The sequence below is a fragment of the Bacillus sp. EB106-04-02-XG92 genome (assembly GCF_058791995.1).
The window spans coordinates 641,474-654,452 of sequence record NZ_JBYTEA010000001.1 but is presented as its reverse complement, the minus strand read 5'-3'; the positions used below and the strand labels follow the sequence as shown (position 1 = coordinate 654,452).

The following is a 12,979-nucleotide window of genomic DNA, read 5'->3' as shown; positions in this document are numbered from 1 at the left end:
GGAGGTGACATGATGAACAAACTACCTCAAGAAACACGCGTTGTCATCGGAATGTCCGGTGGCGTCGATTCATCTGTAGCGGCTCTTTTATTAAAAGAGCAAGGTTATGATGTAATCGGAATTTTTATGAAAAACTGGGATGATACAGATGAGAATGGTGTCTGTACAGCAACTGAAGATTACAATGATGTAATTGAAGTGTGTAACCAAATTGGCATTCCATATTATGCAGTAAACTTTGAAAAACAATACTGGGATAAAGTATTTACGTACTTCCTAGATGAGTACCGAGCTGGTCGTACACCAAACCCAGATGTAATGTGTAATAAAGAAATTAAATTTAAAGCATTTTTAGAGCATGCCATTGCGCTTGGTGCTGATTATGTAGCAACAGGTCATTATGCACGCGTTGCTTATATGGACGGCGAATATAAAATGCTTCGCGGCGTTGATGATAATAAGGACCAAACGTATTTCTTAAATCAATTAAGCCAAGAGCAATTATCAAAAACAATGTTCCCGCTTGGTGAACTGAAGAAACCACAAATTCGTGAAATGGCGAAAGAAGCCGGTTTAGCGACAGCAGCGAAAAAAGATAGTACTGGTATTTGCTTCATTGGTGAGCGTAACTTTAAAGATTTCTTAAGTAACTATTTACCAGCACAACCAGGTGTGATGCAAACATTATCTGGTGAAGTGAAAGGAAAGCATGACGGTTTAATGTACTATACAATTGGACAACGTCATGGCCTTGGTATTGGTGGTAACGGGGATCCGTGGTTTGCTGTTGGGAAAAACTTGAAAGAAAACATTTTATATGTTGATCAAGGATTCCATAACGAACTTCTATATGGTGATGAAGTTATTGCTACGAATATTGGTTGGGTAAGTAATGAAGCGAAAGAAAAAGAATTTAAATGCACAGCGAAATTCCGTTATCGTCAAGAAGACAATAAAGTAACGGTTCAAATCGTTGATGAAAATACAGTTCGTATTCTTTGTGATGAGCCAATTCGTGCAATTACACCAGGACAAGCAGTCGTTTTCTATGATGGAGATGAGTGCTTAGGCGGTGCTACAATTGATGAAGTGTACCGTAGCGGTAAGAAATTGGATTATTTAGGATAAAACGAGAAGCCTCTGCCGATTCGCGGTTAGAGGTTTCTTTTACATAAAGCGAATTTTCGTTCGCTTGGAAAATACATTCTTTGTTATAATTTGTTGTAGAGGTGAAGGACATGTCAAACAAACTTGAAACAGGTATTCAATATATGCAAGAAGGAAACTGGGAAGAAGCTGCTAAAAATTTCACAGAAGCAATCGAAGAAAATCCGAAAGATGCGCTTGGATATATTAATTTTGCAAACTTATTAGATGTACTAGGTGACAGTGAGAGAGCCATTTTGTTTTATAAACGTGCATTAGAGTTAGATGATAAATCTGCGGCTGCTTATTATGGATTAGGAAACGTATATTACGGTCAAGAGCAATTTGCAGAGGCTAAAGCTGTATTTGAACAGGCGATGCAAGCTGGATTACAATCAGCTGATGTAACATTTATGCTAGGTATTACACATGTGCAACTTGGAAATGATCGTCTTGCACTGCCGTTTTTACAAAGAGCAACAGAATTAGATGAAAACGATGTAGAAGCTGTGTTCCAGTGTGGACTTTGCTTTGCACGACTAGAACATATTCAAGAGGCAAAACCTTATTTTGAAAAGGTATTAGAAATGGATGAAGAGCATGCAGATGCGTATTATAATTTAGGCGTTACGTACGTATTTGAAGAAAATAACGAGAAGGCTCTTGCTTTATTTAAGAAAGCAACTGAAATTCAGCCAGATCACTTTTTAGCTGGTAATGGTGTTCGTTTATTAGAGCAAGAAGCTGAATAAGATGAAAATATAGTTAATGGGTAGTTATCCCTCATCTAAAGAGGTGGGGGATGTACTGCTCATTAAAGTGAAATGAAACCGGGAAGGAGAGGAAAGATGGGAAATCAACATGCAATGGATTTGTTTGAAGAAGAGAAAAAGTTTATAAAAGCACAAGTTCTTCATACCATTTTCCACAACGAAGAAAACCTCTATTCCGTTGTTAGTATGAAAGTCATTGAAACAAATGAAACGTACGACGAAAAAAAAGTGATGATAAACGGTCATTTTCCCCGCATGCATGAAGATGAAGTGTTTACATTAACAGGCCATTTTAAAGATCATCCAAAGTACGGGAAACAATATTTAGTTGAAACGTTTAAGAAAGAATTGCCGCAAACAAAAGCTGGTATGGTGCAATATTTAGCGAGTGATTTATTTAAAGGGATAGGAAAGCGTACAGCTGAAAAAATTGTGGACCATCTTGGGGAACATGCTATTTCTAAAATTATGGATGATCCTGACGCGTTAAATGGTGTTGTCAACAAGCAAAAAGCACAAGAAATATATGAGACAATTGTTGAACATCAAGGACTAGAGAAAGTAATGAGTTTTTTAAATGGTTACGGTTTTGGAACGAAGCTTTCTATTAAAATTTACCAGCAATATAAAGAGATGACGTTAGAAGTAATTCGTAATAATCCATATCAGCTTATTGAAGAAGTGGATGGGATTGGATTTGGAAGAGCCGACGATATAGGACGTGCGTTAGGGATATCGGGTAATCATGACGACCGTGTACGTGCGGGATGTTTTTATACGCTAGAAAATGTATCATTGCAGCTTGGCCATGTTTATATGGGAAAAGATCAACTTGTAAGAGAAACGATGTCACTTTTAAATAATCAAGAAGGAAGAGTGACAGAGGAAGACATTATAGGTTGCATTGAAATGATGCAAAGTGAAGGGAAAGTCATCATAGAAGAAGAACGGATATATTTAGCATCGTTATTCTACTCTGAAAAAGGTGTTGTAAAGTCTATTCGTAGGCTTATGAATCAAGAGGAAACACCTTCATTTCCTGAAGCAGAAGTGTTAAAGACGTTAGGTGAAATTGAAGAACAACTGAATGTACAGTATGCACCATTTCAGCAAGAAGCAATTCAAACGGCACTTCATAAACCGATGATGTTATTAACAGGTGGACCAGGAACAGGGAAAACAACAGTTATTAAAGGAATTGTTGAAATGTATGCGTCACTTCACGGGCTATCGTTAAATCCGAATGAATACAGTGATGATAATCCATTTCCGATATTATTAACGGCTCCAACAGGAAGAGCTGCGAAGCGAATGAGTGAATCAACAGGGCTTCCAGCTTGTACAATTCACCGTTTACTTGGCTGGACGCCAGAAGGGTCTTTCCAGCGTAATGAAACGGATCCGGTACAAGGGAAATTGCTCATTATTGATGAATTTTCAATGGTTGATATTTGGCTTGCCAATCAGTTGTTTAAATCATTGCCGACTAACATTCAAGTTATCGTTGTAGGCGATGAAGATCAATTACCATCTGTAGGACCTGGACAAGTGCTGAAAGATTTATTGAATGCAGGTGCAGTTCCAACGGTAAAGCTTACTGAAATTTATCGTCAAGCGGAGGGCTCATCAGTTATTCAACTTGCCCATGCGATAAAAAATGGAACGCTCCCGCCAGATTTAGCGCAAAATCAAAAAGATCGTTCATTTATCGGTTGTACAGGAGCTCAAATTGTTGAGGTTGTTAAGAAGGTTTGTGAGAATGCTAAGACAAAAGGCTTTAGCGCAAGAGATGTACAAGTATTGGCGCCGATGTATCGTGGCCCTGCCGGTATTAACGTACTAAACGAAGCGTTGCAAGAAGTGTTTAATCCGAAAAGGGAAAAGAGTAAAGAAATTGCTTACGGTGATGTCGTATACCGACGAGGCGATAAAGTATTGCAACTCGTTAATCAGCCAGAGAGCCAAGTGTTTAATGGTGATATCGGCGAAATTGTTTCGGTGTTTTATGCGAAAGAAAACGTTGAGCAACAAGATATGATTATCGTTTCATTTGATGGAATTGAGGTAACATATACAAAGCCGGACTTAAATCAAATTACACATGCTTATTGCTGTTCGATTCATAAATCGCAAGGTAGTGAGTTTCCGATCGTGATTATGCCGATAGTAAAAAGTTACAATCGTATGTTACGTCGTAATTTAATTTACACTGGCATTACAAGAAGTAAGAAGTTCCTTATTATTTGCGGAGAGGAAGCGGCTTTCCAATCTGGTGTAAATCGCCTTGATGATGCAATGCGTCAAACGACTTTAGCAAATCGCTTGCAAGAATCACAAGGAGAAGTACAAATGGTAACAGTTAATGGCGAAGAAATGGACGTGGAAAACATTTCACCGTATGATTTCATGTAACAAGGTGAAATTATATAGTGAAACTTTCAAACGTATAACGTTGAAAGGCTCCAGCAATGTATAAATGAATGCGGTTTGGACATAATGGCGAATAGAATCTGGGAGACTGTAAGGAGATGAAAGCCATATGTTCATTTGTCCAAATTGCAAAGGGAAAGACATTGGAAAAATAGGTGTCAACCAATTTTATTGCTGGAATTGTTATATCGAATTATCGGTTTCAAAAGGGAAAATCCATACGCATCAAGTAGAAGAAGATGGTTCATTAAGCTCTCTTGATGATTTATTTGATGAGAACGAAAGAACGATCGGATAACGAAAAGGGGGATTTACTTTGAATCTACGCAATTCATTAATCGCATTAGGTGTTGGAGCAGCAGCGTATCAATATGCGCGCAAACAAGATGTATTTTCAAAACGCAATATGAAAAAAGCACGTAAGATGATTAAATCTTATTTATAAGCGTAAAAAACTCCCTTTATCATAAGGGAGTTTTTTTATACACTTGTATGCAAATATAAAAGTCCAATTTCAGAAAAGAGATAAGATAGACCGTAACATCCAACGCCAAGCATCCCGTAATGAAATAATTGCTTCGCTCTTTCTTTTCGTGAGGAACGAATAAAGAAACCTTTCCAAATACCAAACCCGATACAAACCCATTCAAGAATCATAAAAAGTGCTGATAATACGAGCATAAATAAAACCATTATGAGCCCTCCTGATTATATTATTTCAAGCTGCATTCTCAGGGGTGGTTGTCCTTATTATGTTATGTATATGTATGTCTTTACAAAACAGTATGGTCTGCACGAAAAGATTTTAAAACTTTTGCACATAACCTACCCTATTTATTTTCAAAATAAAGGTGGAGGAGGTTTTTCGTGTGAAGAATCTTAAAATCATTTGGATATATCGTTTAGGATTATTATTACTTGTATTTCTTTGTTTGCTCGTCTTTTTAAAAATTAAGCCGCTATGGGCACCGATTATTTTTGTATGTAAAGTGGCCATTACACCGTTCCTTATTGCGTGTTTTATCGCGTATTTATTGCACCCTTTAATTGAAAAAATTCATAAGGAAGGGATGCCGCGCACACTCGCTATTTTGCTCATTTACATCCTTTTCTTTGGCGGAATTGGTTATGGCATTTATAAAGGAACGCCAGTTGTGATTAAGCAATTACAAGAAATCAATGAACAATTCCCGCAGTTTACAAAAATGTATGATTCTTGGATGGATGGCGTTACGGAACAAACAGCGAATTTCCCGTCCTTTATTCATGAAAAGGTGAAACAAATTTTTGTCGGGGTAGAAACGAAGATACAGGCACTTTTAAATAAAGTGATGAGCACAGCTCGTGGTGTGCTAGATTCGTTACTCATTATTTTCTTAATTCCGTTCATTGTATTTTACATATTAAAAGATTACGGTGAGTTTTATCATATCTTTTGGAAACTAGTCCCAAGTAAGTGGCGGAGTACGGGGCAAATGCTGGCGAAAGAAATTGATAAATCACTCGGAAGTTATATTCGAGGACAGTTGTTTGTTTGCTTAGTATTAGGGGGCGTATCTGTTCTTTCTTTTTGGTTTATCGGTATGAAATATCCATTATTACTCGGCATTATTATTGGGGTAACGGATATAATCCCGTACTTCGGTCCTATTTTAGGGGCGATCCCGACATTAATGATTGCAGCAACGGTATCAACGAGTTTACTTATTAAGGCGGGGATTACAATCGCTATTTTGCAATTTTTGGAAAGTAACATTTTATCACCTTATATCGTTGGTAAGTCGCTTCGCATGCATCCTGTTATTATTATGCTTGCATTACTAGTTGGGGGAGAAGTGGCAGGGATTGTAGGATTATTAATATCAGTTCCAATTTTAGCGGTCATTCGTACAGTGATTGTTCATGTAAGGCCTCTTTGGAAAAAAGAAAATGTGTAATAGGAAAGCCCTCTACTTATAAGAGTAGAGGGCTATGATTATTTAGAGAGTTGCTCGTGTATTTGTTGAACGATAGTGCTTATATCATTTGTTTGAATATGTTTTATTCTTTTCCATTCATTATCATACATAAAGATAATTTGATTGCTGAAAAGACGCGTTTGTTCTTTTAGGTCAGAAATTTTTTCGAAAGAGTACTCCTCAAATAATGGATTCTTACCTATATCTCGTCCATAAAAGAAGAGGCGTTTGTTCGTTAAAATTAACAGTCCTGGTCTTGCGACGGAACGATAAATATATATATCTAATGAACAGGCCACGTAAAATAATATTTTTTCGTCAGTCGTTAACATATTTTTAGCTTTGTTCAATAAGGTTGTCATTATAATCGCTCCTTTATTATTAATAATTTAATTATAACAAAAATGTAATGTTCAGAAAAGTTCGTAGAGATAGTACAATTTAGTAATACATGCATAATATATGAAAAGGCTGTTAAGAATGAATAGTAGAATAGCTATGATTAATAAGCAATTGATATAATATAAATGATTATCTACATTGACAAACTTAAGAGAATTCTATTATATTTAGTCATATAATACATTAAATCAATGACGGAACAAGTACGTTACAGTCCATTTATAGAGAGAAGCTTCCATATGGCTGAAAGAAGCTTTAAATGAAGGGTAACAGAAAGCTAATCCTGAGAGCAGCTAATCACTGCCGTCTTGCCACGTTACGGCACCATGAGGTGATGAATTGATTGTTATAATCAATTCATAATTAGGGTGGTATCGCGAGTTAACTCTCGTCCCTTTTATAGGGGCGGGAGTTTTTTATATTTAAGGAGGAAAATACAATGAAACAACTAACAGGCGCACAAATTCGTCAAATGTTTTTAGACTTTTTCCAAGAAAAAGGGCATGCAGTAGAACCTAGTGCATCACTAGTTCCACATGAAGATCCATCTCTTTTATGGATTAATAGTGGTGTAGCAACATTAAAGAAATATTTTGATGGACGTGTAATTCCGCAAAATCCTCGTATTACAAATGCTCAAAAATCAATTCGTACAAACGATATTGAGAACGTAGGGAAAACAGCTCGTCATCATACATTCTTTGAAATGTTAGGAAACTTCTCAATCGGTGATTACTTTAAAGAAGAAGCAATTACTTGGGCTTGGGAATTCTTAACGAGCGACAAATGGATCGGATTCGATAAAGAATTACTATCGGTTACAATCCATCCAGAAGATGAAGAAGCATTCAAAATTTGGAATGAGAAAATGGGAGTTCCAAAAGAGCGCATCATCCGTTTAGAAGAAAACTTCTGGGATATCGGTGAGGGACCAAGTGGACCGAATACAGAGATTTTCTATGACCGCGGAGAAGCTTACGGTAATGACTTTAGTGACCCAGAATTATATCCAGGCGGAGAAAACGAGCGTTACTTAGAAGTATGGAACCTTGTATTCTCTCAATTTAACCATAATCCAGATGGTTCATATACACCGCTTCCTAAGAAAAACATCGATACAGGGATGGGTCTAGAGCGCATGACATCTATCGTTCAAGATGTACCTACAAACTTTGACACAGACTTATTCATGCCAATGATTGGTGCAACAGAAACAATCTCTGGTGAGAAATATCGCAATGGTGACTTAGAAAAAGATATGGCGTTTAAAGTAATCGCTGACCATATCCGTACAGTAACATTCGCTGTTGGTGACGGCGCTCTTCCATCTAACGAAGGCCGTGGTTATGTATTACGTCGTTTATTACGCCGTGCTGTTCGTTACTCTAAGAAATTAAACATCAACCGTCCATTCATGTTTGAATTAGTACCGGTTGTTGGAGAAGTAATGAAAGACTTCTATCCAGAAGTACTTGAAAAGAAAGATTTCATCGCAAAAGTTGTGAAAAATGAAGAAGAGCGTTTCCACGAAACACTTCATGATGGTGAGGCAATTTTAGCTGAAGTTATCGCAAAAGCAAAAGAAGAAAAAACAACTGTTATTTCTGGAGTAGATGCGTTCCGTCTATATGACACATACGGTTTCCCAATTGAATTAACAGAAGAATATGCAGAAGAAGCTGGTATGACAGTTGATCAGGAAGGCTTTGAAAATGAAATGGAAAAACAACGTGAGCGTGCACGTGCTGCTCGTCAAGACGTTGATTCTATGCAAGTTCAAGGCGGTGTCCTTGGAGAAGTGAAAGTAGCGAGTGAGTTCGTTGGTTACGGTACAGTTGCAACAGAAAGTAATGTTGTTGCACTTGTGAAAAACGGCGAATACACAGACAGCTTACAAGCTGGTGAAGAAGGACAATTAATGCTTGATGTAACACCATTCTATGCTGAGAGCGGTGGACAAATTGCAGACCGTGGTTACCTTCTAGCTGACGGTGTGAAAGTTCTTGTAAAAGACGTACAAAAAGCACCAAACGGTCAAAACTTGCACAAAGTTGTTGTTGAAGAAGGTACATTAACGAAAGATGCAGCTGTGAAAGCTATTATCGATACGAAAAACCGTGGTAGCGTTGTGAAAAACCATACAGCAACTCACTTACTACACCAAGCATTAAAAGATGTACTTGGAACGCACGTTAACCAAGCAGGTTCTCTAGTAACTTCTGAACGTTTACGCTTTGACTTCTCTCACTTCGGTCAAGTACAAGCTGACGAATTAGAAAAAATTGAGCGTATCGTAAACGAGAAAATTTGGGAAAGTATTGATGTTGAGATTTCTCAAAAAGCAATCGAAGAAGCGAAAGAAATGGGTGCAATGGCATTATTCGGTGAAAAATACGGTGATGTCGTACGCGTTGTACAAGTTGGCGATTACAGCTTAGAGCTTTGCGGTGGTTGTCACGTTGATAACACAGCTTCTATCGGTATTTTCAAAATTGTTGCTGAGTCTGGTATCGGTGCAGGAACTCGTCGTATTGAGGCGGTAACTGGTAAGTCTGCTTATGAATTAATGAACGACCAAGTAGGTTTATTAAAAGAAGCAGCAGGAAAAATGAAAACAAATCCGAAAGACATTTTAACAAGAGTAGATGGTTTATTTGCTGAAGTAAAACAACTTCAAAAAGAAAACGAATCTCTTGCAGCGAAATTAAGCAATATTGAAGCTGGAAACTTAACTGATTCAGTAATGACAGTTGATGGCGTGAACGTATTAGCGGCAAAAGTAAATGTTGCAGATATGAACAACTTACGTACGATGATGGATGACCTAAAAAATAAATTAGAATCTGCAGTTGTCGTATTAGCGTCTGTAAATGATGACAAAGTAAACATCTTAGCTGGCGTAACGAAAGATTTAATTAGCCAAGGATACCATGCTGGTAAACTTGTGAAAGAAGTAGCTTCTCGTTGTGGCGGTGGCGGTGGTGGCCGTCCTGATATGGCACAAGCGGGCGGTAAAAACCCAGCGCAAGTTGAGGAAGCTTTAGCATTTGTACAAGAGTACGTTAAATCTGTTTCAAAATAAAGAGATAGTAGTGTACAATGGTAGGGAGAGGAGAAGTTCTTCTCCCTATACTTACTATATAAGTGAGGTGCTTGAAATGGACGGTTTTGATAAAACAATGAAGTTTAGCATTCAAGATGAAAAACAGAGTGTCCATGTTAATGATGTACTTTTAACTGTGTATGATGCACTTCAAGAAAAAGGCTATAATCCGATTAACCAAATCGTCGGTTATTTATTAAGTGGAGACCCAGCATACATACCTCGCCATAAAGATGCACGAAGCATCATTCGCAAGCTTGAACGTGATGAATTAATTGAAGAGCTTGTGAAGTCTTACTTGAAACATCATCGTGAGGAGTAATTTATGCGGATATTAGGTTTAGATGTAGGTACAAAAACAGTCGGAGTTGCAATTAGCGATGAAATGGGCTGGACAGCGCAAGGACTTGAAACAATCAAGATTAACGAAGAACGTGGTCACTTTGGTTTTGACCGTATTTCTGAATTAGTAAAGCAGTACAATGTGGACAAAATAGTAGTAGGTTTACCTAAAAATATGAATGGTACAATTGGCCCGCGTGGTGAAGCATGCCAACAATTTGCAGAAAACCTACGAGAACTGTTACAATTAGACGTTGTAATGTGGGACGAGCGTTTGTCAACGATGGCAGCGGAACGTTTACTCATTTCAGCTGATGTAAGCCGTAAGAAGCGAAAGCAAGTAATCGATAAGATGGCTGCAGTCGTAATCTTACAAGGATTTTTAGATAGTAAATAAGAGGTGACCAAAATGGAAGAAAATCAAATTACAATTGTAGACGAAAAAGGTAACGAACATTTATGTGAAATTATTTTCACTTTTGATGCTGAAAAATTTGGCAAAAAATCATACGTAGTCTTCTCTCCAATCGGTGAAGTAGACGAAGATGGAGACCCAATTTATGATGCAATGGCTTATGAGCAAAATGAAGAAGAGGGCGGAAGTTTACTTCCAATCGAATCTGAAGAAGAGTGGGAAATGGTACAAGAAATGTTCAACACTCTAGCTGATGAGCAAGAAGCTGAATAATAAGTACTGAAAAGGTGGACGATATATCGTCCACCTTTTTTTATATGTAAAATGAAAGATTTTTTGTCGAAACTGCGCAATCCTTTGTAGTATAATGAGACGGATTGTAGAAAAATAAAGTATCTGTCAAAAATGATAGGTAAGTTTATTGTGATTTTTCATTGTGTTGTATAGAAAGATGTACATATGGCCTACAATTGAATAAGGAGGAAGAGTTTTGGTAGAGAATCAAGTGAAAAAGAAGCGTAGACGCATTTTTTTATTTTCGATTATTGCACTGCTTTTAGTTTGTGGTTCAGTCTATGCGTATATTTCATCCGCATTAGGACCAGTTGATAGCGGGAATAAAAAAGAGATTGAAGTAGAAATTCCAAAGGGATCATCTACTAGTAAAATTGGTGAGATTTTAGAAGAAAAAGGTGCTGTGAAAAACAGTACAGTTTTTAGTTTTTATACAAAGGCTAAATCTAAAAATTTACAAGCGGGTACATATTTATTAAATCCTTCAATGAGTGCCTCAGATGTTATTGAGCAAATGTCATCGGGTAATGTACATCGTCCAGCTCTTTATAAAGTGACGATAAAAGAAGGTGCGCAAGTAACTGAAATTGCAAATACGGTTGCAAACGAATTAAAGTGGAATAAAGATGATGTTGTACGTCAATTGAACGATAAAGCATTTATTCAAAAAATGCAGCAAAAGTATCCGAAGTTGTTAACGGATAAAATCTTTGATAGCAATATTAAATATCCATTAGAAGGTTATTTATATCCTGCGACGTACTCTTTCTATAAAAAAGATACGACGTTAGAAGAAATTGTAATTCCAATGCTTGAGAAAACGAATGCAATCATTGTTCAAAACGAGGCAAAAATGAAAGCAAAGAACTGGGATGTTCATCAGCTTCTAACCTTGTCTTCACTTATTGAAGAAGAGGCAACAGGCTTTACAGATCGTCAAAAGATCTCTAGTGTCTTTTATAATCGTTTAGCGAAAGGTATGCCTCTGCAAACTGATCCAACGGTATTATACGCACTTGGAAAGCATAAGCAACGTGTATTATACGAAGATTTAAAGATAAACTCACCGTACAATACGTATGTTGTAAAAGGATTGCCAGTTGGCCCGATTGCAAATTCTGGTAAACATTCAGTGGAAGCAGCGTTAGAGCCTGCTCAAACAGATTATTATTATTTCTTAGCTGCACCAACTGGTGAAGTGTACTATGCGAAAACTTTGGAAGAGCATAATGCACTAAAGCAAAAATATATTACGAAAAAACAGTGAAATGGGGAGGGATAGCGAAAAAGGTCGCACATCCCTCTTTTTTGTGGTAAAATATATCGGGTTAAAAACTGGCAGAAGAATCGTTTTTAATATCAAAACGGGACGTACAAGCTAAGGGTAAAGCTGGCTTGTATTTTTATTGCATTCTATGTGTGAAAAGACGTCATAGAGGCACTTCTCCATGTAAATAAGGAGGACCATTATGGAGGATGCAGTTAACGAGTACCTATTATCATTTATTGATCCGAAAGATAAATTAATTCTTGAAATGGAAGATTATGCGAAAGAAAACCATGTGCCGATTATGGATCGACTTGGAATGGAATTTATGTTGCAATTTTTACGTTTAATTGGACCAAAAAGCATTTTAGAGCTTGGTACAGCAATTGGCTATTCTAGTATTCGTATGATGCAAGCTATTCCAAATTCTCGCATTGTGACAGTTGAGCGCAATCGCGAGCGATATGAAAAAGCACTTGAATATATAGAACGTTCACCAGTTAAAGAGCGTATTTCCGTTATTTACGGTGATGCGTTAGAAACAGGCGAACAAGTAGAAGAACACGGAACATTTGACGTTATTTTTATTGATGCAGCAAAAGGACAATATCGTCGCTTTTTTGACTTATATGAACCGTTATTAAATCCTGGTGGCGTAATTATTTCAGATAATGTTATGTACCATGGCCTTGTAACGACGAAAGAGAAAATTGAAAACAGACGTACACGTGGTTTAATCCGTCGTATTAAGACGTACAATGAATGGCTTATGAACCATGAAGGATATGATACAACGATTTTCCCAATTGGTGATGGAGTAGCTGTTAGTAAAAAGAGAGGGTGACCAAG

At 37.2% G+C, this 12,979-nt stretch carries 14 protein-coding genes and 1 other annotated feature; of the genes, 12 read left to right on the top strand and 2 right to left on the bottom strand.

Features of this window, described 5'->3' with window-relative positions; all coding sequences use genetic code 11:
- Positions 1 to 12: 12 nt before the first annotated feature.
- From mnmA to AC3WVA_RS03455, 5 genes are all read left to right on the top strand, one after another.
- The gene (gene mnmA / locus AC3WVA_RS03475; RefSeq protein ID WP_048531354.1) at positions 13 to 1,128 is read left to right on the top strand and encodes a tRNA 2-thiouridine(34) synthase MnmA; all 1,116 of its coding nucleotides are present in this window, start codon (positions 13 to 15) and stop codon (positions 1,126 to 1,128) included.
- A gap of 110 nt (positions 1,129 to 1,238) precedes the next feature.
- Positions 1,239 to 1,898 carry a tetratricopeptide repeat protein gene (locus AC3WVA_RS03470; RefSeq protein ID WP_098345259.1) on the top strand — a complete coding sequence of 220 codons (660 nt, stop codon included), beginning with the start codon at positions 1,239 to 1,241 and terminating at the stop codon, positions 1,896 to 1,898.
- A 96-nt stretch (positions 1,899 to 1,994) separates the two neighbouring features.
- On the top strand, positions 1,995 to 4,331 hold the full coding sequence (gene recD2, locus AC3WVA_RS03465; RefSeq protein ID WP_071757229.1) for an SF1B family DNA helicase RecD2: 2,337 nt from the start codon (positions 1,995 to 1,997) through the stop codon (positions 4,329 to 4,331).
- Positions 4,332 to 4,458: 127 nt separating this feature from the next.
- The gene (locus AC3WVA_RS03460; protein WP_000469281.1) at positions 4,459 to 4,647 is read left to right on the top strand and encodes a YrzR-like zinc ribbon domain; all 189 of its coding nucleotides are present in this window, start codon (positions 4,459 to 4,461) and stop codon (positions 4,645 to 4,647) included.
- Positions 4,648 to 4,665: 18 nt separating this feature from the next.
- Positions 4,666 to 4,794: a YrzQ family protein gene (locus AC3WVA_RS03455; RefSeq protein ID WP_001053553.1), complete on the top strand. Its 129-nt coding sequence runs from the start codon at positions 4,666 to 4,668 to the stop codon at positions 4,792 to 4,794.
- 35 nt (positions 4,795 to 4,829) lie between these two features.
- Here the strand turns inward: AC3WVA_RS03455 and AC3WVA_RS03450 are convergent, their stop codons facing one another.
- On the bottom strand, positions 4,830 to 5,042 hold the full coding sequence (locus AC3WVA_RS03450) for a hypothetical protein (protein WP_048531348.1): 213 nt from the start codon (positions 5,040 to 5,042) through the stop codon (positions 4,830 to 4,832).
- Positions 5,043 to 5,218: 176 nt separating this feature from the next.
- Between AC3WVA_RS03450 and AC3WVA_RS03445 the strand changes: the two genes are divergently transcribed.
- On the top strand, positions 5,219 to 6,286 hold the full coding sequence (locus AC3WVA_RS03445; RefSeq protein ID WP_048531346.1) for an AI-2E family transporter: 1,068 nt from the start codon (positions 5,219 to 5,221) through the stop codon (positions 6,284 to 6,286).
- A gap of 38 nt (positions 6,287 to 6,324) precedes the next feature.
- On the opposite strand, the gene AC3WVA_RS03440 is transcribed toward AC3WVA_RS03445, so the two are convergent.
- Entirely contained in the window at positions 6,325 to 6,669 is a 345-nt protein-coding gene (locus AC3WVA_RS03440) for a PH domain-containing protein (protein WP_098345261.1), read from the bottom strand.
- A gap of 222 nt (positions 6,670 to 6,891) precedes the next feature.
- Positions 6,892 to 7,108, top strand: a binding site (T-box leader).
- A gap of 40 nt (positions 7,109 to 7,148) precedes the next feature.
- Between AC3WVA_RS03440 and alaS the strand changes: the two genes are divergently transcribed.
- The 6 genes from alaS to AC3WVA_RS03410 all read left to right on the top strand — a co-directional run bounded on the left by alaS (position 7,149) and on the right by AC3WVA_RS03410 (position 12,974).
- Positions 7,149 to 9,791, top strand: a complete 2,643-nt coding sequence (gene alaS / locus AC3WVA_RS03435; protein WP_098345262.1) for an alanine--tRNA ligase — start codon at positions 7,149 to 7,151, stop codon at positions 9,789 to 9,791.
- A gap of 76 nt (positions 9,792 to 9,867) precedes the next feature.
- A complete protein-coding gene (locus AC3WVA_RS03430; RefSeq protein ID WP_000348590.1) occupies positions 9,868 to 10,134 on the top strand; it encodes an IreB family regulatory phosphoprotein in 267 nt (88 codons plus the stop codon).
- 3 nt (positions 10,135 to 10,137) lie between these two features.
- Complete coding sequence (ruvX, locus tag AC3WVA_RS03425) at positions 10,138 to 10,551, top strand: Holliday junction resolvase RuvX (RefSeq protein WP_001221193.1); 414 nt, start codon at positions 10,138 to 10,140, stop codon at positions 10,549 to 10,551.
- A 12-nt stretch (positions 10,552 to 10,563) separates the two neighbouring features.
- Complete coding sequence (locus AC3WVA_RS03420; protein ID WP_000392245.1) at positions 10,564 to 10,842, top strand: DUF1292 domain-containing protein; 279 nt, start codon at positions 10,564 to 10,566, stop codon at positions 10,840 to 10,842.
- A gap of 217 nt (positions 10,843 to 11,059) precedes the next feature.
- A complete protein-coding gene (gene mltG / locus AC3WVA_RS03415; RefSeq protein ID WP_098345263.1) occupies positions 11,060 to 12,130 on the top strand; it encodes an endolytic transglycosylase MltG in 1,071 nt (356 codons plus the stop codon).
- Positions 12,131 to 12,332: 202 nt separating this feature from the next.
- Positions 12,333 to 12,974: an O-methyltransferase gene (locus AC3WVA_RS03410; RefSeq protein WP_000389094.1), complete on the top strand. Its 642-nt coding sequence runs from the start codon at positions 12,333 to 12,335 to the stop codon at positions 12,972 to 12,974.
- The last annotated feature ends 5 nt before the right edge of the window (positions 12,975 to 12,979 follow it).